This window comes from Brevibacillus jepli (assembly GCF_047229145.1).
Taxonomy (GTDB): Bacteria; Bacillota; Bacilli; order Brevibacillales; family Brevibacillaceae; genus Brevibacillus.
The window spans coordinates 114,633-133,278 of record NZ_JBFEFW010000004.1 but is presented as its reverse complement, the minus strand read 5'-3'; the positions used below and the strand labels follow the sequence as shown (position 1 = coordinate 133,278).

Sequence of the window (18,646 nt, the reverse complement as noted above, 5' to 3'; positions counted from 1 at the left end):
GGGAAACATAAGGGATGAAGGAAATACAAGATCGAGAGCGTCTGCAACAATATCTCCATGCCCATCAGTTAGAGGCGGTATTTTATGAGCCACTCCTACCACATCTGTCCTTGTATTGTTTTGATCAAGGGGAGCTCATTTGTGCCCAAGGCGAATCTGCCGAGAATCTGTACGTCTTAGTGAAAGGAAAAGTGAAGATCTATACGACTTCCCCCGAAGGCAAAACGCTGATTCTTTCCTTTAAAAAACCGCTTGAAGTGATTGGAGATATTGAATATGTAAGGGGAATTCCTTATCTGAATTCGGTGGAAGCGGCTTCCTCTGTTCATATGATCGGGATTCATTATCGCTGGCTGAAAAAATACGGATCAGACTATGCTCCCCTCCTGCAATTTTTCCTGCAAATTATTACGCAAAAGTTTTGTGTAAAGTCCAATTCGCTAAGCTTTAATCTTCTGTATCCCGTAGAAGTGCGATTCGCCCGTTATTTGTTGTCCGTTTCTACAGAAGAGTTGAAGGCTGACAAGAAGGAACAAATCAGTACCAGCAATCTTATGGATGCAGCGAATATGATTGGAACGAGCTACAGACATTTGAATCGGGTCATCCAACAGTTCTGCAAGGAGGAACTGATTGAGCGTACTCATGGATTCATCCTGATTAAGAATAGGGAAGGCTTAGCTGAATTGGCAAGCGATACGCCTAACGAATAATCCGTTACTCAGCTACGAGAGTATGTATCTAGATCAGCGTACAGGAGTGTAGAGATTATGTTTGTCGGACTGTTTTTTGCGTTACTCGCTGGCTCGCTGGTCAGCTTGCAAAATATTTTCAATAGCAAAGTAAGTGACCATGCCGGGACATGGACTACCACGACGCTTGTACTAGGGATGGGATTTCTGGCGTCTTTGACGATGGGGTTTATTTTCGAAGGCGCTCATTTGTTTTCGATTCAGCCCATGCAGCCTTGGTATTGGTTCAGCGGTATGATTGGGGTTGGGGTAGTCTTTTGTCTCGTGCAAGGAATGCGCCTGCTTGGCCCTACGTATGCCATCTCCATCGTTCTCACTGCCCAGCTCATTTTTGCCTTATGGTGGGATTCGATCGGCTGGTTAGGGCTTGTCCAAGTGCCTTTTACTCTCAAGCAATTGATCGGTGTACTGGTGATTGTCGGCGGTGTGATTGTATTCAAACTGGGCGGGGAATGGCAGCAGAGACGGTCATTAACATGATGCAAAAATTTTGTTGACTTAATTTTAATCGTCATGATAAAATAAAAAATTTTAAATTCGATAATTATGTTATAATGGAGCTAGATCGTTTAAAGGAGGTGGACGTATGTTTCAAGTTGGAGACAAGATTTTTTATCCGATGCACGGAGCAGGCGTAATCGAGGCTATGGAGGAAAAAGAGTTTTTGGGTGAAAAACACCTCTATTATGTGCTCAACATGCTGCTGAAAGAGTTAAACATCATGGTCCCCGTTGAAAAGATGTCCGCTCTTGGTATTCGCAAGGTGGTTGAAGCCGACATTCTGGAGAATGTTTTGGCCGTCTTGCAGGAGGGGCAACGTGACTCCACCTTGAATGCAGCGCAGCGCTACAAGCTTCACACAGAAAAAATGAAGAGTGGCGATATTTACGAGCAATCTGAAGTCATTCGAGATTTGTTTGGGATTAGCAAAGAAAAAGTATTGGGAACGAGCGACAAAATTATGTTGGATAATGCGCAGCAGCTCTTGATCAGTGAGATAGAACTGGTAAAAGGCGTGGATACGGAACAGGCTACAGAGATGTTCAAGCAAGCCATTTACCCCGAAGAAATGTCTGAAATTGTACCATAAAAATTGTTCATACAAAATAAGCAAGGGGAGTGATTGTCTGTACAATCGCCCCCCCTTTTTTGTTTTTTCATTCGATCAACAAGCCGCGATGTAGAGAAAATTCTTGGCGACTGGCAAACTGATGGTATCCGGCGCGTAAAAAAGCACGGGCCATCGGCGTGTTTTTCACATCGGTATCTGCACGGATGTAAGTTTCCCCTGCTTGCACAAGAACCTCTGTAGCCTGTTTTAGCAATCTATCTATATAACCGCGCCCTCTGTGCTCGGGGAGAACACCAATGTAGCCGATCGTAGCAAAGGTAGGACTAACCGTTGGCATCACAAAGCCAATCAGTTCATTTTGCGCTGTATAGGCAAGCTGCCACCATTCCGGTTGGTATTTCATTTGCTGCAAGTCTAGAAACATTTCCTGTGCTTGGGCAAGAGCGCCTTTTGCCAAACGTTCTTCTGTGATTTGCTGATCGTGGGTGAAATGCGAGACACGGAGGATCGCATCCACAAATGCGGCTTCCCCCACTTCAGGGAGGCTTCGGTACACGATGGGATCATGCGTATCTTCTTCTGACGCTAGAACTGTTGCCGCAACCGGTGCATGCCATTCGAAGCGGTTCGTCTCACGGCTGATCCGAAAACCGAGCGCCGCAAGAACGTGTCTTCGTTCCTCATGATCGTTTTGCCATTGAGGAGATAGGGAAGGCGAATCCAGTACATAGCCAATTTTCTCAGTAAGATTACCCGCCATCTGTTTGAATGCCTCACGTAAAAAATGGCCCCCAAGCGAAAGGCATTCTTTTTCTTTCCACGGAAGCTCCCACAAAACCAAATCTGTTGCTTGCTCACTGCCGGGCAGCGTCCAGAAGGCAAGACGACCAACCATTACACCTTCTACCTCAAGAAGAAAGCACCAATCCTGGCGTATAGCTCCTTGTGTAAACATCTTATCTAGATAAAGAGCAATGTCATCCCGGACTGACTCCGGATGATTAGGGAAGGCAATAAATGCAGGCAAGTCTTCCGAATGGATACGGCGAACATTGATCATGTCATTGATCTCTCCTTTGTAACCACCTAAAATATTTTTGATAGTTACAAGTGGATTTTACCAAAATCTTCTGGCAAACGTCAATCATCGTCAATGTAAAAAATGTTGGGGCGCAGACATGAGAACAGCTTGTCCACTTCGTGTGCCGTATATGTAGGGAGGGTAGGGAGCAAAAATACCCGCTCCCTCGTTGCTCCTGTGTTATTCAATCACTACGCCCCGCGCCCTGCCTATGATGCGGATGGCGCGATTCCACAGCAACTGGAGCTTTTTTCGCTGCAGTGGCCTCAAATAAAAATCAGGACTTTTGAGATACGAGCGCATGGGTATGACACGAAAACAAATTCGGCCGTGACTGACATATCGCTGGGAAAACGTTGGGATGACCGAGATTTGCTGGATGGAAATATGATTCCACTCATCCTTCTCGACAGTAAATCGGAGGATTGCACCACACTGTGACTGATCAAACGAGAGCATGCGCTCAGATGTGAAATTACCCAATGAATAAGCGACCAATGTCTGTCTCACTGCCCCGTGAGCGGTAGTGATCCTCGGTGTGACAACCGGTTGCAGCACATGTGGATGAGCCCCGAGAATGATATCAGCACCGTTGTCGAGCAGACTTTGTACGAGCTGCCGCTGGCGAGTCGTCGGTGTATAGCGGAATTCAATCCCAAAGTGAAGCGAGATAATTACGACATCGACAAGAGGACGGACTTTTCTTAAGTCAGATAAAATCGTGGCAGGCTGAAGAAGACGGACGAGCCATGGAGTATGGGCGGGAATCACCTGCTTATTTGTCCCATAGGTGTAAGCTAATAGAGCGATACGAATGCCGTTTACCTCCTTGATCAGGTAGGTATTCGCTTCCTCTGGACTGCGATAGGTTCCGGTATGGGCGAGCTTGTATCGATCCAATACATCAATGGTTCGGCAAAGTCCTGCTACTCCGCCATCGAGACAGTGGTTATTCACTGTGGTCAATACGTTAAAGCCAGATTGTTTCAAGTCCCGAGCCAGCTCGTCAGGACAGTTGAAGCGAGGGTAACCTGTTCGTGCCGAACCAATTTGATAGGGCTGTTTGCTCCCGGAAAAAGTGGTTTCTAAATTGCCAATAGTGAGATCTGCCCCTGTGAGTATAGGTGCAACGGGAAGAAACATATCTGTAAAGGAGAATTGATCGGTTCCAGGCAGTCTGGCAGATGCCACCTGTTCTTTCCACATCAGGATGTCACCTACAGCGGCGATGGTGGCCTTCTTTTTCATGCGCTTCACCTCCCTTCCTACTCTATTCCAGAAGTCGTCCGTCTGATTTGGATAGTAGCGGAACGTTTTCATAGATAATGGTCTATACAGGCTGTCTATGCCGTTCATACAATAGGAAAGCTGATCGAGAGAAGAAAAAGGCAAAGGGGTGATGCCCATGAAAAAGAAGGGAAGAGCTGCTGGACCTGTAAGGACACTGATTCTCGACAAGCCGGTAATCGCTGTGACGGGAAGTGCAGGGAAGACAACGACAAAGGATATGATCTATGCCATCCTGACGCAGCGCATGCCCACATATAAATCGATGTACAACAAGAACTTCCTGGGAAATACAAGAGCACATTCCAAAAGTATTCGGGACGAGCACAAGGCAGTAGTACTCGAATATGGTATTTATCGAAGCGGTCATATCCGACAGCATTGCAATATCATACAGCCGTCGATGGGAGTCATCACAAATATTGGCACGGCTCATATCGGAAATTTTGGCGGTGATGCCCGGCAGCTGGCACTTGCAAAATCGGAGTTAATTCGTCATATGAAATCGACGGGAACCATTTTTCTCAATTGGGATTGTCCATATTCTCGCGATTTCAATCAACAGCCTTACCTGGGTTCGTTCACTGGCAAAATCGTGACCTTTGCCAAGGAGAGGGAGGCGGATTATCAGGCAGCACGTATGAAAGTGGATGGAAATGGGTTTCGTTTCGAATGTTCATTGAACGGAAAGAAGGAGTCATTCTTTGTCCCTCTTCTCGGAGAGCATAATTTGTACAACGCATTGGCTGCTATTGCGGTTACACATACGCTGGGTATTCCCGTCGATGACATTCGCCGTGGGTTGAGCCAGTTTCGAGCACAGCGCAAACGATTGACCAGCTATCGGCTAGGGAATAACATTCAGGTACTGGATGATACCTTCAGCTCGAATCCAGACGCGGCCAAAGCAGCGATTGATGTGCTCAGCCAGGTGGAGCACACCACGAAGATCGCGGTGCTTGCGAGTATGCTGGAAATGGGCAGATACGATGTAAAAGGTCATGAGGATGTAGGGCAATACTTGAGTCAAAAAAATGTCGACTTCTTATACACACTGGGTAGCAGTGCCCGGCATATTGCCAGAGCAGCGATTCGATCTGGATTTCCGGCAAATCGGGTCAGGCATTGCTTGAGTAAGGCAGGCTTGCATCGGCGTCTAGCAAGACTGATGAAGCCAGATACAGCCTTTCTCGTAAAAGGCTCCCATCGATTGAAAATGGGAGAGACCGTGGAATTTTTGTGCAGGGTGCCTACCATTCGAAATATGCGAAAAAGTTGAAGAGTGGAGGGGGCCCGCAAAATGGCGGACAAGGGGATTCACGAATACAGGCTATGGCGGAAAAAATAGGTGAATGACCGCGGGCAAACGCACATACCATCTGTGCGTTTGCTGCATCTCCTATAGGGAGACTAGTAGGAGGTGACACGTCATGTCATATCAATTTCCCCCTGGCGGACCAGGTGGTTCACCAGGCTCACCCGGTGCTCCAGGAGGTTTTCCCCCCCCACCCCCGGGTCCTCCGCCGAGCAGGACGCCAAGTGCACCGGGAGCAAGAGGATATGGGGGAACACGCCGGATTGATGCTGGCGGATTCTATCCCTGTTTATATCGCTATACGTACGTTTGGCTGCGAAATGGTCGCTCTTTCTGGTTTTATCCCGTCTATGTCAGTCGATCCACGGTAGCAGGATACCGCTGGAGAAGAAATCGATGGGAGTATTACGGGACAGACTTGAATCGAATCGCCTATTTTACCTGCTAGCCCCTATTACAAGCAAAAAGGCCATTCCTGGGAGGATGGCCTTTTTATTTTGACGTACTTATTTTATTGAAAGTGAAAAATCCTTGTGATCATGAATATCTCCTTTTTCCACGTGGACCTTCACCGTATAATCTCCGGCAGCAGGGAACTGTACGTTGCCTTCATACTGGCCAGCCGCAGTTTCAGCTGCATCGACGAAGCTGTGTTTTTCGTCATTTCCTTGCCAGAACTCGAATTTGACTGTCGCTTTGTCTAACGCTTTGTTGTCCTTCATGAGATGAACAGTGAGCGTAGCTGGTGTTGCTACTTGAATATTTTCGGCTGGGGAGAAATGATAATCTACTGTTTCAGCATTCGCGTGACCTGCCGCCCCATGATCATGTGACTGACCTGCGCCAGCTTGAGGGGCAGCTGGAGTCGCCGCAGGGGTCTCACCGGCCTTGCCACTCACGGTAAACGGTGTCTTCTGCATATTGTGGAAATCACGTGCCGTCACATGGTAGTAGACAAAGTAGGAGCCTGGCTCACTAATGGTTTGTTGGGCTGTGTACACACCGTCACCTTGTAGCGTTGCCGGGATTGTTTCATGCTTTTCCTGACCATCCTTCCACCACTCGAACTTCACTTCCTTGGCATCATCCACGGCTTGACCATCTTGCGTGACTCTAACCGAGAAGGTAACCGTTCCTCCCGCCACAGGCTCTTTTGGTTCCAGTGTGAAGGCAGCCTCGACTGGAGATGCGGGAAGCAAGGCTTGTTGCTCGTTCTCTTTTCCACAAGCAGATAAAATGAGCAGGAGCATGGACAGGAGCAGAATCATCGTACGTTTCATGTTGGATTACCCTTCCTTTTTCAATTTCAGCATATCCTGATAAATTTGTTCGGGATCGAAGTCGTCACCCATGCCGAATTTGCGAATGACGATATTGTTTTCATCCACGAGATAGGTACTGGATGTATGAGAGATAAATCCATCATCCATCTTATTGGCAAAAAAGCCAAGCGAATTCGTGACGGTGCGGATCGTTTCGTCGTCACCTCGCAGCAGCGTCCAGCCTTGCTCCTGAATTCCCAACTGCTTGGCATAGTAGCGCATGACATCGGGTGTGTCATTTTGCGGATCAATCGTGATCGTCAAAAACTCAATGTCCTGCCCCATCAAGTTCGCTTCAAGCAAGCGTTTTTGGAGCTGAACCATTCTTACCGTTGTCGTGGGACAAATATCCGGGCAGCGGGTATAAATCAGCTCGACCAAGCGAATCGTTTTCTTTTGTGGCGCCAGCGAATAGGATTGTCCATCAACTGTTTGCAGAGTCACATCTGGTAATTTCGCCTGGACGTTTTTGGGTCCGAACCAAAGCCAGGATGCAACGAGAGCAGCCAGGACGAGGACGGGTAACAGCAGGAGCAACCGTCTGATTCGGATAGCGGTAGCAGGGGCGATATTCACGTGTGTGTAACGCCTCCTTTCTCAATCTTTTAGGGCGTCATGAGTCCATCCTCTTCCTGGTCCCTTTCTTTTCGATACCAGGTAGTGAAGATGTATGCCAGGACGATTCCATACGTCAGCTCCTGCATGAGCTTCATCACGATACCGCCGAGCCGTTGATCCTCCAAAGGGAGCAGAGGAACGGCAAACATCGATTTGTCGATCGGCGTGGAAAAGAATGGAGCACAAAGCATGGAAGGACCGTCTACATATGTCGCATACAAAGGTGTTGCCGAAAAAATAATCAGTGCACACGCAGGTGTAATCAAAACGCCGTTGGCAAAAATGTAGGCCAGCTTCTGCAGCTCCGACAATCGATGAATTTCCGGGATCGGTGCGACAACAGGCATCCACATCAAAATGGCAGTCACCAACAGCAGGAGATGAATCAAATTGTGCAGGGCCAGGTTGTTCATCGCCAAATCTAAAATAACAGGCATATGGTAAAACGAGAAGAGGGCATTAAACATGAGAATGGCGGGAATCGGATGACTCGCCACACGCATGAACCGCTTGAGCCCTCTGCGATAAAACAGGGAGCGAATCAACCAAGACGGCGTTCCGGCCAAAAGCAGCAAGGGCATGACCAGATAGAGCAGAGATTGCTGCAGCATGTGGGCACTAAACAAAAAATGCCCGGCTACGTTCAAGGGGCTCCCCATACTGAAGTAAAAACCAATTAAACCGAGTGTGAAAAAAGTTTTCTGCTTACCTGTGACGGGTGTGGAATCTTGAAAAGTTTGGCGTAATGGTCCGGTCAGCGAGACATAAGCGAGACCGATCAAGAAGGTCAAGAGAATCAGCTCGGGATTCCATGTCGCCCGAAATCCAAAGGTTTCAGTGAAATAAGTGAGGGTCATGCGATTACCTCCGTTTTCAAGGATTATCCCCAGTACTCATTATAGGCAAATAATTGGAATAGCCTAATGACTCGTTCGGGCTATTTCTTCCGAGGGAAACGAAAAATTTCACATATTTGTCACGCATGCCCAAAATAAAAAGAGCCTCCCATCAAATGTTGAGGGAGGCTATCGCAGCTTATGATTTTTTCTGTTCTTCCAGCCATGCTTTCCATTCGCTTGCCTCGCGTCCGCCTACGAGACGAGCTACTTCTTTACCGCCCTTGTAATGAACGAGGGTCGGAGTATGTGTAATTTGGTAATCATTGTAACTCGCATTGAATTCTAATAGGTTATGTTTTTTCATGTCGATTTCCAAGCTTTTGACAATCGGCACCAAGACAGGTGTGGTAGCTATGCAATGCTCGCAGAGTGGACTGTAGTAGTAAACGAACATATCTTCCTGATTGTCGAGCTTGGCTTTGAGTTCATCAGGCATAATGAGATTATCGTAAAGTGGATCACTCAATTGTTCGAGAGTGGCAGGGTGCAGATTGGCTTTTCCATAAGGGTTCCCCTCTGCTTGCTGACGGTTCGAGATGTCGGAGTACACAATCGCACCGATTAGTAGAGCAGCCACAACAATGGCTAGAATGATGACTTTCTTCATGAATCATTTCTCCTTTGCATTTTTCATAACGATGACGAGCAGGATGCTGATCAAGGTAAAGGCAATGAGGGCAAGGAACGGAATCGTGATAAATCCGAGCCAGTTGATATAGTCCGTATTGCATGGCACAATACCGCAAGCACTTCCGAGATTTTGCAGGGCAGGTATTTTTTGAATGGAGTAATGATACAGCGATGTGAGTCCCCCTATGATGGAGAGAATCAAGGCGTACGATGCAATCTTGTCGTCTTTTTTCGCGGAGGCAACTCCGAGTAAAATGACGAGCGGGTACATCAAGATTCGCTGGTACCAGCACAGGTCACACGGTATGTACTTTAACACCTCTGAAAAAAACAAACTACCTGCTGTGGCAATCAGGGAGACTCCCCATGCCGCAAACATGGCTTGTTCCACCATTTGCTGACGCTTCATATAAACACCTCGTCCATATCTTAACATATTACAAATCGAAAGTAGATTATAAAAAGTAATAATTTGTTGAACGAATGGGCTCGTCCCCTGCACCATACTGGTTACACTACCCGATGCAATGGCAGCAGGTAAGAGCACCAGATCATAAGCGCCCAATTTCCAGCATCATCAACCGTAGACCCGCACTTGTGGAGAGGATTGCGTATCCCGAATCGGTACGAAAATGGATTGAAGCGAAGGCCATTCTACGAGCAAAACGCCTCGCCAATATGCTGCGCCACCATCAATTCCGATGATATTGTCTCTGCGCCAAGGACCGTTGCCTGTGTAATGAGGTAATCCTGGAACAGGCGTGTGGCCAAAAACGACGGGGAGTTCTCCATCATAATATAGGTAAAACGGCTCTCGAATCCATAGTAAATCTTGCGGATTTTGTTCCTGCAAAGGAATGCCGGGTCGAATCCCTGCGTGGACCAAAAGCACAGCTGGAGCTCCTGTTTGCGGATCGGCTGGCAGCTCGATATACAAGGGAAGGGATGACAAGGCTGGCAAAATGGTTGGATAGCGAGAAAGAATGAATTGCCGCGCTTCTTCTTGTTCCTCTAGAGTCGGCATTCTGTTAAGAAAAGCTCGCCGAAGCGGCTGATAACCTAAGAAGGAGCGAATTGTGGCATCTCCGCCATTGTAACGCAAGTACAACTCCGGATTGCCGCGGCCAGAGAGCCAATCCTCCAGCATTTGCTCATGGTTGCCTTTTATGAGAAACACTTGGTTCGGATACGCCTGCCGCAGGGCTAACAGATCAAGCAAAACTTCTTTTGATTCAGGTCCCCGATCGATCATGTCACCCAATACGTACAGGCGATCACCAGCTTGGGGGGAAAAAGAAACGTCCCGTAGAGCCTTTTGAAAAGCGCGATTCTGACCATGTATGTCCGAGACCAGATAAGTAGCCAAACAACATCAACCTCCTCGATTACCCGTTACTCCTATGATTAGGATATGTTTGTTTGAAAGGAGGGTGAAGGGTTGGGCTCACGTATTGGGTGATTGGGCATACAGATACAAAATGAGTCAATTACCCATACGGTGGGAGGATCAACGACCAATGGCTACTTCCTATCGCGACTACACATCGCCAAATACTCAGTTCACCTACGATATGAGGAATAACCTCTTTTTCAAAAAGGACGATCGGAATTTCATCGACTCCTTAGGGATCGCACAATTAAATACATTGGGCAACAGCTCCTTACTGGACATTTTCCTGACGACGGGAAATGTGGTAGAGCCACACATTCATCAAAACGCTTCAGAGCTGGTGTATTGCATCGCCGGTGAGGCTATCGTGTCTTTAATCAATCCGTTTACGAATCAATTACTCCATTACAATATTAAACCGAGACAAGTTGCCAACATACCGCAGGGCTGGTGGCACTATGAAATGGCATTAACAGACGATACTCATCTGCTTGCTATTTTTGATGCGTCTGTTCCTGAGGTGATCTTTGGTTCGGATATTTTGCGTTTGACTCCTGCGAGTGTGTGGGCACATACGTATTGTTTAGACGAAGCAAAGGTAAAAGAAGCATTCGCACCCATTACCAAAACAGTCGTGATCGGTCCGCCTGCGGGATGTCCACAGGGACAGATGACAGACCGAGCTGCATCTAGTCAGTACCCGTACTATGGTTACTCAAGCCACATGCCGGAAAGCTACGGTTATTACGATGCTAATTATGTACAACAAGCGGACTATGGTCAGCATGCGGTCTATCAACAGCCAGTTGGTTATCCGCAGTACGGACAGAATCCGTATCATAACGGATATCCGCCTCAGCCAGTGTATCCAGCCTATTGAAGCAAAAGGCAGCCTAATCGATCCGGTTTTTGCAGGACTCCCCATTACCGCACTCTTCCATTACAATGATAAGTAACACCAATTCGAATAAGGGGAGACCATGATGGAAATTCTTGCAGATTGGTTGCGGACATCTTCCTATACAGTGGTATTTACCGGAGCAGGCATGTCGACCGAGAGCGGCTTGCCTGATTTTCGTTCGCAATCTGGACTATGGCACGGAAAAGATCCGATGCAGCTCGCCAGTACTCGTGCGATGATAGAAAATCGGGAAGCGTTCGTACAATTTTATCAGATGCGCATTCAAGGGCTGATCTCTTGCCAACCGCACGCTGGACACGAACGTTTAGCCGAATGGGAGCGGCGTGGACTGGTTCATGGGATCATTACGCAAAATGTAGATGGCTTTCATCAAGAGGCGGGAAGCTTGGCTGTAGCCGAACTCCATGGCTCTCTTGCAAAAGTTCGCTGTCTCGCCTGCGGGATGGAGTATGCCAATACGCGATATTTAGAAGAACAAGGAACTATCTGTACATGCGGAGGATTTTTGCGTCCGGGTGTTGTGCTGTTTGGTGAACAATTACCCCAAGACCAAGTAGATCAGGCCATCTCGTGGACAGAACAAGCCGATTTGTTTATTGTTTTAGGCTCTTCGCTTGCCGTGAGTCCAGCCAATTGGTTTCCTCAGCATGCAAAAGAACGAGGGGCCAAGCTCGTAATTGTCAATCAGGAGCCGACACCATTGGATGCGTGGGCAGATCTGGTCATTCAAGGTGAACAGATCGGAGTCGTACTACAGAGAGCAGGACAGTTGTTAGCGGAATAAATGCAGGCGTGCTCGATGAAAAGAGTACGCTTGTTTTGTTTTATTTTATTTTGTTGTTCGCAAACGAGGTACATAAACCAGCTTCAGCTGATCGTCGTTTTGATCTAAAAAGCTGGGATATACGTAACGAAGCTCCAAGTCCAATGAATCGACGAGTGTTTTGGCTGCCGCTTCCTTGTCTGTAGAAGCCGGAACATCGGACTTGGATTTTGCCAGCGAAGCATTGTTGATGGTGACGCTTTTCATCGTATTTCCTCGCAGGTTCATCGTCACGGTAACAGCAGGCACACTTGCTCTCGCCCCATTAAGCAGTGGGTAAAGAAAGAGCTGGTATTCTTGGGGCAACTCTTTTTCGAGCACCCAAGCAGGAATATCCTTTGTGAGGACTTGTTCCTGCAAAACATACTTCTCTTCGGCAAGATTGATGTAATCCCGAATAAAATCAAGGGCTTTTTCTTTTGCTGAGTCATGCGAAGCAATTTCCGATTTTTCCAGGCGAAGCTCATTCTCACTTTTGATAGCGAGTAAGCTGCCAGAATCCTCGTTAAATGTTAGTTTGACCTCATCGTCGCCATCACGCAAGGCATAGATCTGCCTCGGGGTTTCACCAGGATGACTTTCTCGGTAAGATTTGACGGCAAGATTATTTGCTTGAAAGCCAAAGTATTCAATGCCCAATTGCTTCAATGAGTCATTGGTCGCACGGAAATTGACTGTAGTTACGGGGAACCCAACCTGTTCTTCTATTACTTGATAGGGGGAGTAGGTTACTTCACCTGTTTTGGCATCGATCCATTGAAATTCCCTCAGCACATAGGAGAAGCGCTCCTTGTCTACGTCGAAAACAAGCTCGGTTTGCAGCTCCTTCAGCAGTTTCTGTTTGGCCTCGTTGATGGAGAGAAGGGAGGCGGCTGCGGGGAGTTTGCTTTCTTTAACCGTTTCGTTGTTCAAATTGTATGATTGGACATACCCGGTTGAAGAGATCCGAAGAGTGGCTACACTTTGTTCAACAGGGATATTGTCTACGACCGGGTAGATGTCAAACAAATAAGAGCCATTTGGAGATAATAGCGGATGATCTGTCGGCACATACTTCTCTTTGAGCAAGGCAGTGGTGAACTCTTCTGCAAGGTTGAATGCCGATTGCAAGGTTATCGGGGGAGAAGAGTCTTTATGTTTGTAGGAGGATGCACTCAGTTGTGTCAGCTTGCCAGTTTCGGAGAAGTGAAGATAGATGGATAAGCGATTGTCGCTGATGCTAACCTGCCAATCATCATGACCGGCCCTGTAAACGCTCACCTGATGAGCATCTAAGGAAAATAGATCAATCGCTTCTTTGGCGATACGCTTGGCGTTTGCGGGAAGTTTTTTCAATGCCTCATCGATCTCTTTCCCAGACATCGCAGTAGAATTATTTCCGACAGGCGGCGCTGCTGAGGCGATGGGGGGAGGTATCATCAAGCTGGCACAAAAAAGAAGAGTGAGGGCAGATGAGCGAATTTTCATGTGATTCCTCCTGTTTCATTATCGTTTCTGCACGTACCATATGTATATTCAATATTTTACCATTATTAAGACAAGATTCCAATCGACCACTATAATCACCCTAGAGCTTGCGCGAAAAACATGGTACCATCGAATGTATGATTCATATCACTTCTCGATAAGCAAATAGAAAAGAACAGGTGACGTTCATGCAAATATTAGCAGTAGAAAACCTCTCCAAAGGTTATGGAGAAAAAGTATTATTCGATAATATTTCCTTTCATATTGCCGAGCAAGAGCGCATTGGTCTGATCGGTGTGAATGGTACGGGAAAATCCTCGCTCTTGAAGATCGTGGCGGGATTGGATACAGCCGATGGCGGAAAAATTGTTCACGCGAATCATTTCCATGTGGAGTATTTGCCGCAAAATCCCGACTTTGACGAGAACTCCTCCGTACTTGAACAAGTATTTTATGGAGATTCTCCGCTCATTCAGCTTCTGCGTGATTATGAAGCAGCGTTAGAGGCCGTTCAGGAATCCCCGGATGATGAGAAAAAGCAAGCTCGCTTGTTTTCTGTTCAAAACAGGATGGATGCGGCTGATGCGTGGGAGAGCAATACGCAAGCCAAAATGATCCTGACGAAGCTCGGGCTGCACAATTTCTCGCAAAAGGTAGGCGAGCTCTCTGGCGGACAGCGTAAGCGGGTGGCTATGGCACGTGCTTTGATCCAGCCAGCAGACCTTCTGATTTTGGATGAGCCTACGAACCACATTGATAACGAGACTGTCGAGTGGCTGGAAGAGTATTTGTCCCGCTACAAGGGTGCATTGCTGCTCGTCACCCATGATCGCTACTTCCTGGATCGGGTGACAAACCGCACGTTTGAGCTGGATCGCGGCAAGCTGTACAGCTATGAAGGCAACTACGCGACGTTTCTGGAGAAAAAGGCGGAGCGTGAAGAAAACGAGGCTGCCGTAGAGAGCAAGCGGCAAAATCTGCTTCGACGAGAGCTGGCATGGCTACGTCGTGGAGCAAAAGCGCGTACCACCAAGCAAAAGGCGCGTGTGCAGCGTGCGGAGGAGTTACGTGATAAAGCCGTAGATGGACCTGCTGCCAAAATGGAAATGGCACTCGGGGCCAGCCGTCTCGGCAAAAAAGTGATCGAACTGGAAAATGTTAACAAATCGTACGGTGAGCGAAAACTCATCAACGATTTCAGCTATATCGTCCTGCCGGGTGACCGTGTTGGGATTATCGGGCCAAACGGAAGCGGAAAAACGACGCTCCTGAACATGCTCGCAGGAAGAATTCAACCGGATAGTGGGTCCTTGGAGATTGGGACGACCGTTAAAATCGCCTACTACACGCAGGATAGTGTCGAGATGAATGAAAAGCTGCGCGTTATCGAATATGTAAAGGAAGCAGCAGAGGTGATACAGACGAGCAACGGCGAGTCGATTACTGCTTCGCAAATGCTGGAGCGATTCCTGTTTTCGCCACATATGCAATGGACGCCGATTTCCCGCTTGTCTGGGGGAGAACGCCGACGTCTCTACCTGCTCCGAACGCTGATGGGCGAACCGAATGTCCTGTTCTTGGATGAGCCTACGAATGACTTGGATATTCAGACGCTCAGTATTTTGGAGGACTATCTCGAACAGTTCCCGGGTGCAGTCATCACGGTTTCCCATGACCGCTATTTCCTCGATCGTACAGTGGACCATTTATTTGCCTTTGAGGGTCAAGGAAGCATTCGCCATTACTTCGGCAATTACTCCGAATACCTGGAAGACAGACGTCTGGAAAAAGCAACACAGGTACAGGAATCCGAGGTTGAGACAGAAAAGGCGCAAAGTAACAGCGGGGCAAATCGTGGCAACAACCGTACGCGCAAGCTGTCCTACAAGGATCAGAAAGAATGGGATGCCATCGAGGGCAAGATCGCTGCGTTGGAAGAGCGCAGTGTCAAGCTGAAGCAGGAGATCGCCGCTTCTGGCAGTGATTACGGCAAGATCGAGAAGCTTTACGCGGAAGAGCAACAAGTGGCTGCAGATCTGGAAGCAACGATTGAGCGCTGGGCGGAACTTTCTGCGATGGTAGAGGAATTGGAGCAAGGGAAATAATTAGTGGGGTACCAATCTCTGTTTGTATAGCCAGTAATTGAGGGCTGGGAAAGCGACGCTTCCATCCTGTAGACTAGAGAAGATTACTAGAGTAGAGGAGTCGCTGTCGTTGCCTGCCTATAAGTTGGACCCGGAATGGGTGATGTCTTACTTAGAGCTGCAAGAACAAAAGCTCTCTTCCGAAGTTCATCCAGAGGATAAAGAAGCGATCATGAACAAGATCAGGGAAATGACGTTATCGATCATGTACAAGCAAGCGAGAAGATTTCTTGTCTATTTGGAATCGGATGAAGCGGAAGCAGAAAGAACAGAAAAGACTCATCTCATGTAAAGAAGACCCGCCTTCGTTTAAGAGAGGCGGGTCTTTGCATGTTTATGTTTATTGCTGTCTGATTCGAACAGGCGTACCAATGGGCACCATTTTTGCGAGAGCATTCACGTCTCGATTGTGCATACGAATACAGCCGCGGGATACATACTTGCCAATGGAGGAAGGATCGTTCGTGCCATGAATGCCATAGTGTGGCTTGCTAAGCCCCATCCAGAAGGTACCAAATACACTTAACGGACCTCCCGGATAGGAATTGGGATAAGGGACTTTGTTGATGATGGTAAAATCCCCTCGTGGCGTCGACGTGGCTATTTTGCCCAAGGCTACAGGATAAGAGCGAACGAGTCGGTTCCCATCGAACAAATCGAGACGTAACTTCGCAATCGAAATGCGGATGTTGTAGGACGGCAGCTTCTTCACCTCCCCCACATACGGTACGAAATGCCGCTGTTACTATCTTATGATAATCAACAGAATGGGTACCTTTCCCATCATCATTAATGTAGTTTGAAATTTAACGAAAATGTATCCGGATAGCGCAGACCGTCACGATAGAACAAGGTTCTCACCCAGACGTACATCCGTAGCGGAATGGAAGGAAAGACGATGGCCAGCTTACCTTCTTCCAAGACAGGCAAATCGAGTGGGGATTGAATTTCATAAGGGACGCCCTCTTGATCCAGCAACGTCTTGTAATGTTGGGCCTCGCTCCAGCTTACAGGATAATAAAATGATCTCTCCATCCGTTTCCAACACCTTTCCAGGTTTCACTGCTTCTCATTGTATGCAAAACATTTGAGATAAAAAAAGAAACAAACGCCACTGGCATTGTAAAATAGGCAATTTTGCTGATTTTTCAAAAGTGTCGGCTGGGCAAAAAACGTCATGATTTTCACAGGAAATGCGTGTAAAGTGGAAGTAACCACAAACTGGAGGAACGCGGGTATGAACCAGACACACTTGCACTTTAACATGCAAATTGGTAGAAAAAAGCCAGTGAGTGTAAACAATACAGAAACGGCCTGTCCTTTTTGTGATCGAAACAGCCTCACAGACGTCTTGGAGCAGCGTGGCTCGATGATCTGGTTAATGAACAAATTTCCTGTCCTTGAGGATACGCATCAAACCGTGCTGATTGAGTCGGATGAATGCGAAGGAGACTGGTCTGTCTATTCCAAGGAACATGTAAGAGCATTGCTGGCATTTGGGGTAGAAAAGTGGCTGGAAATGGAGCAAAGCCATTCGTTTCGTTCCGTTCTGTTCTTCAAAAACCACGGCCCGTATTCTGGGGGAAGCATCCGTCATCCGCACATGCAAATCGTTGGATTAAAAGACTACAACTATCTTGATCAAGTAAAAGACAGTGATTTTATTGGAATCACTATCGAGAGGGAGGCGGGGATCGAGTGCAATCTGTCTACGCATCCTCGTGCAGGATTTTTTGAATACAATATCATTCTGTCAGATTTGGATCGATTACCGAAAATGGCAGACTACTTACAAATTTTAGCACATTGGATACTGACTCATGTCAATCCGCGCAATCAAAGCTACAACTTTTTCTTTTATCATTGGGGAGAAAAGCTGATCGCGAAAGTGGTTCCCAGGTTTGTTACCTCTCCACTTTACGTAGGCTATTCCATTCCGCAGGTCGCCAATAACTTAGAAGAGATGGTCGCTGAAATACAACGACGTTACTTCTAGCCATAGAAAGGGTGCTTACGCTTTGACGTATTCGATCACGACAAGAAGAAAACTCACCGCAGATGAACTGGCACATGTTAAAGAATTGGTTGCGATTTGTAATGAGCATGATGGGATTGATCTCAAAGTAAACCAAGGTATGCTGGAAAAGCGATCGGGCGAGCATAAAGAAGATTTTGTCTGTTATGCGGATGGAAAGCTGGTCGGATTTCTGGGGCTTTACGTGTTTCACAGCGGTGAGGCAGAAGTGAGTGGAATGGTCCATCCCGACTACAGAAGAAAAGGCATATTCTCTGCGCTGCAAGCAAAAGCGGCTGAGGAATGCAGACGAAGAGGCATTCCGTCACAGCTTTTTATTGTCCAGCGAGATTCGCAAGGCGGCAAGTCATACATGGGACAGATCGGTGGAGATTATCAATTCTCAGAATATCGGATGGAATTGGGCGCAAAGCAAAGAGTAAATCCCTTGAGAAATGTACAGCTTCGACCCGAGATTGCGGATGATTTTGAAACATTGATTTGGCTGGATGTCCATGGCTTTCAATTGGAGGAAGAACGCGCAAGGGAAATGTCCAAGAGTATGGCAGGGGATCCGAAGTCCAGTACACAACTGATGATCGTTGACGATCAGGCGATTGGCAAAATTAGTGTCAAAAAGAATGACGGCAAGGCGTTTATTTATGGATTTTGTGTCCACCCAGATTACCAAGGGAAAGGATATGGACGTCAGGCTTTGGTGCAAACGATCGAGATACTTGTGGAAGAAGGGTATCCTCACGTATCGCTAGAGGTAGCCTGTGAAAACAGCAATGCTTTGGGGCTGTATGAATCATGCGGCTTTTTTGTAAAGTCGGCTAATGATTACTACAAGCTGGTGTTGTAGCGGGCAAACTGCTTTTGACCTCCTCTCAGGTTGGAAAACGAACCA

The 18,646-nt window shown here is 47.3% G+C and carries 22 protein-coding genes; 11 read left to right on the top strand and 11 right to left on the bottom strand.

Annotated elements, in window-relative coordinates; all coding sequences use genetic code 11:
* Positions 1 to 14 precede the first annotated feature (14 nt).
* The 3 genes from AB1L17_RS06160 to AB1L17_RS06150 all read left to right on the top strand — a co-directional run bounded on the left by AB1L17_RS06160 (position 15) and on the right by AB1L17_RS06150 (position 1,842).
* A complete protein-coding gene (locus AB1L17_RS06160) occupies positions 15 to 713 on the top strand; it encodes a Crp/Fnr family transcriptional regulator (RefSeq protein ID WP_412843775.1) in 699 nt (232 codons plus the stop codon).
* 57 nt (positions 714 to 770) lie between these two features.
* Positions 771 to 1,232 carry a DMT family transporter gene (locus AB1L17_RS06155; RefSeq protein ID WP_412843776.1) on the top strand — a complete coding sequence of 154 codons (462 nt, stop codon included), beginning with the start codon at positions 771 to 773 and terminating at the stop codon, positions 1,230 to 1,232.
* Positions 1,233 to 1,338: 106 nt separating this feature from the next.
* Positions 1,339 to 1,842: a CarD family transcriptional regulator gene (locus AB1L17_RS06150; RefSeq protein WP_412843777.1), complete on the top strand. Its 504-nt coding sequence runs from the start codon at positions 1,339 to 1,341 to the stop codon at positions 1,840 to 1,842.
* Between the two features lie 67 nt (positions 1,843 to 1,909).
* Here the strand turns inward: AB1L17_RS06150 and AB1L17_RS06145 are convergent, their stop codons facing one another.
* Positions 1,910 to 2,884 (bottom strand): GNAT family N-acetyltransferase, encoded by a 975-nt coding sequence (locus AB1L17_RS06145; protein WP_412843778.1) that lies wholly within the window; start codon positions 2,882 to 2,884, stop codon positions 1,910 to 1,912.
* Between the two features lie 201 nt (positions 2,885 to 3,085).
* Positions 3,086 to 4,153 carry a CapA family protein gene (locus tag AB1L17_RS06140; protein WP_412843779.1) on the bottom strand — a complete coding sequence of 356 codons (1,068 nt, stop codon included), beginning with the start codon at positions 4,151 to 4,153 and terminating at the stop codon, positions 3,086 to 3,088.
* Between the two features lie 151 nt (positions 4,154 to 4,304).
* Here AB1L17_RS06140 and AB1L17_RS06135 point away from each other — a divergent pair, with 151 nt between their 5' ends.
* Positions 4,305 to 5,471, top strand: a complete 1,167-nt coding sequence (locus AB1L17_RS06135; protein ID WP_412843899.1) for a UDP-N-acetylmuramoyl-tripeptide--D-alanyl-D-alanine ligase — start codon at positions 4,305 to 4,307, stop codon at positions 5,469 to 5,471.
* 151 nt (positions 5,472 to 5,622) lie between these two features.
* The gene (locus AB1L17_RS06130) at positions 5,623 to 5,955 is read left to right on the top strand and encodes a transporter (RefSeq protein ID WP_412843780.1); all 333 of its coding nucleotides are present in this window, start codon (positions 5,623 to 5,625) and stop codon (positions 5,953 to 5,955) included.
* A gap of 58 nt (positions 5,956 to 6,013) precedes the next feature.
* On the opposite strand, the gene AB1L17_RS06125 is transcribed toward AB1L17_RS06130, so the two are convergent.
* From AB1L17_RS06125 to AB1L17_RS06100, 6 genes are all read right to left on the bottom strand, one after another.
* Complete coding sequence (locus AB1L17_RS06125) at positions 6,014 to 6,787, bottom strand: FixH family protein (RefSeq protein ID WP_412843781.1); 774 nt, start codon at positions 6,785 to 6,787, stop codon at positions 6,014 to 6,016.
* 6 nt (positions 6,788 to 6,793) lie between these two features.
* Complete coding sequence (locus AB1L17_RS06120; protein ID WP_412843782.1) at positions 6,794 to 7,405, bottom strand: SCO family protein; 612 nt, start codon at positions 7,403 to 7,405, stop codon at positions 6,794 to 6,796.
* A gap of 29 nt (positions 7,406 to 7,434) precedes the next feature.
* On the bottom strand, positions 7,435 to 8,304 hold the full coding sequence (gene ctaG, locus AB1L17_RS06115) for a cytochrome c oxidase assembly factor CtaG (RefSeq protein WP_412843783.1): 870 nt from the start codon (positions 8,302 to 8,304) through the stop codon (positions 7,435 to 7,437).
* Positions 8,305 to 8,482: 178 nt separating this feature from the next.
* On the bottom strand, positions 8,483 to 8,953 hold the full coding sequence (locus AB1L17_RS06110; protein ID WP_412843784.1) for a thioredoxin family protein: 471 nt from the start codon (positions 8,951 to 8,953) through the stop codon (positions 8,483 to 8,485).
* A gap of 3 nt (positions 8,954 to 8,956) precedes the next feature.
* Entirely contained in the window at positions 8,957 to 9,385 is a 429-nt protein-coding gene (locus AB1L17_RS06105; protein ID WP_412843785.1) for a disulfide oxidoreductase, read from the bottom strand.
* 168 nt (positions 9,386 to 9,553) lie between these two features.
* On the bottom strand, positions 9,554 to 10,342 hold the full coding sequence (locus AB1L17_RS06100; RefSeq protein ID WP_412843786.1) for a metallophosphoesterase family protein: 789 nt from the start codon (positions 10,340 to 10,342) through the stop codon (positions 9,554 to 9,556).
* A 151-nt stretch (positions 10,343 to 10,493) separates the two neighbouring features.
* Between AB1L17_RS06100 and AB1L17_RS06095 the strand changes: the two genes are divergently transcribed.
* Together AB1L17_RS06095 and AB1L17_RS06090 are read left to right on the top strand one after the other, a co-directional pair.
* Positions 10,494 to 11,246 (top strand): cupin domain-containing protein, encoded by a 753-nt coding sequence (locus tag AB1L17_RS06095; protein ID WP_412843787.1) that lies wholly within the window; start codon positions 10,494 to 10,496, stop codon positions 11,244 to 11,246.
* 103 nt (positions 11,247 to 11,349) lie between these two features.
* A complete protein-coding gene (locus AB1L17_RS06090; protein ID WP_412843900.1) occupies positions 11,350 to 12,072 on the top strand; it encodes an NAD-dependent deacylase in 723 nt (240 codons plus the stop codon).
* A 45-nt stretch (positions 12,073 to 12,117) separates the two neighbouring features.
* Here the strand turns inward: AB1L17_RS06090 and AB1L17_RS06085 are convergent, their stop codons facing one another.
* Complete coding sequence (locus AB1L17_RS06085) at positions 12,118 to 13,578, bottom strand: YcdB/YcdC domain-containing protein (RefSeq protein ID WP_412843788.1); 1,461 nt, start codon at positions 13,576 to 13,578, stop codon at positions 12,118 to 12,120.
* A gap of 188 nt (positions 13,579 to 13,766) precedes the next feature.
* Here AB1L17_RS06085 and AB1L17_RS06080 point away from each other — a divergent pair, with 188 nt between their 5' ends.
* On the top strand, positions 13,767 to 15,683 hold the full coding sequence (locus AB1L17_RS06080; RefSeq protein WP_412843789.1) for an ABC-F family ATP-binding cassette domain-containing protein: 1,917 nt from the start codon (positions 13,767 to 13,769) through the stop codon (positions 15,681 to 15,683).
* Positions 15,684 to 15,792: 109 nt separating this feature from the next.
* Positions 15,793 to 16,014: a hypothetical protein gene (locus AB1L17_RS06075; RefSeq protein WP_412843790.1), complete on the top strand. Its 222-nt coding sequence runs from the start codon at positions 15,793 to 15,795 to the stop codon at positions 16,012 to 16,014.
* Between the two features lie 48 nt (positions 16,015 to 16,062).
* On the opposite strand, the gene AB1L17_RS06070 is transcribed toward AB1L17_RS06075, so the two are convergent.
* Positions 16,063 to 16,425 (bottom strand): L,D-transpeptidase, encoded by a 363-nt coding sequence (locus tag AB1L17_RS06070; RefSeq protein WP_412843901.1) that lies wholly within the window; start codon positions 16,423 to 16,425, stop codon positions 16,063 to 16,065.
* An 86-nt stretch (positions 16,426 to 16,511) separates the two neighbouring features.
* Complete coding sequence (locus AB1L17_RS06065; RefSeq protein WP_412843791.1) at positions 16,512 to 16,757, bottom strand: hypothetical protein; 246 nt, start codon at positions 16,755 to 16,757, stop codon at positions 16,512 to 16,514.
* 202 nt (positions 16,758 to 16,959) lie between these two features.
* Between AB1L17_RS06065 and AB1L17_RS06060 the strand changes: the two genes are divergently transcribed.
* Both AB1L17_RS06060 and AB1L17_RS06055 read left to right on the top strand, forming a co-directional pair.
* Positions 16,960 to 17,718 (top strand): DUF4931 domain-containing protein, encoded by a 759-nt coding sequence (locus AB1L17_RS06060; RefSeq protein WP_412843792.1) that lies wholly within the window; start codon positions 16,960 to 16,962, stop codon positions 17,716 to 17,718.
* Positions 17,719 to 17,740: 22 nt separating this feature from the next.
* The gene (locus tag AB1L17_RS06055) at positions 17,741 to 18,601 is read left to right on the top strand and encodes a GNAT family N-acetyltransferase (RefSeq protein ID WP_412843793.1); all 861 of its coding nucleotides are present in this window, start codon (positions 17,741 to 17,743) and stop codon (positions 18,599 to 18,601) included.
* Positions 18,602 to 18,646 lie beyond the last annotated feature (45 nt).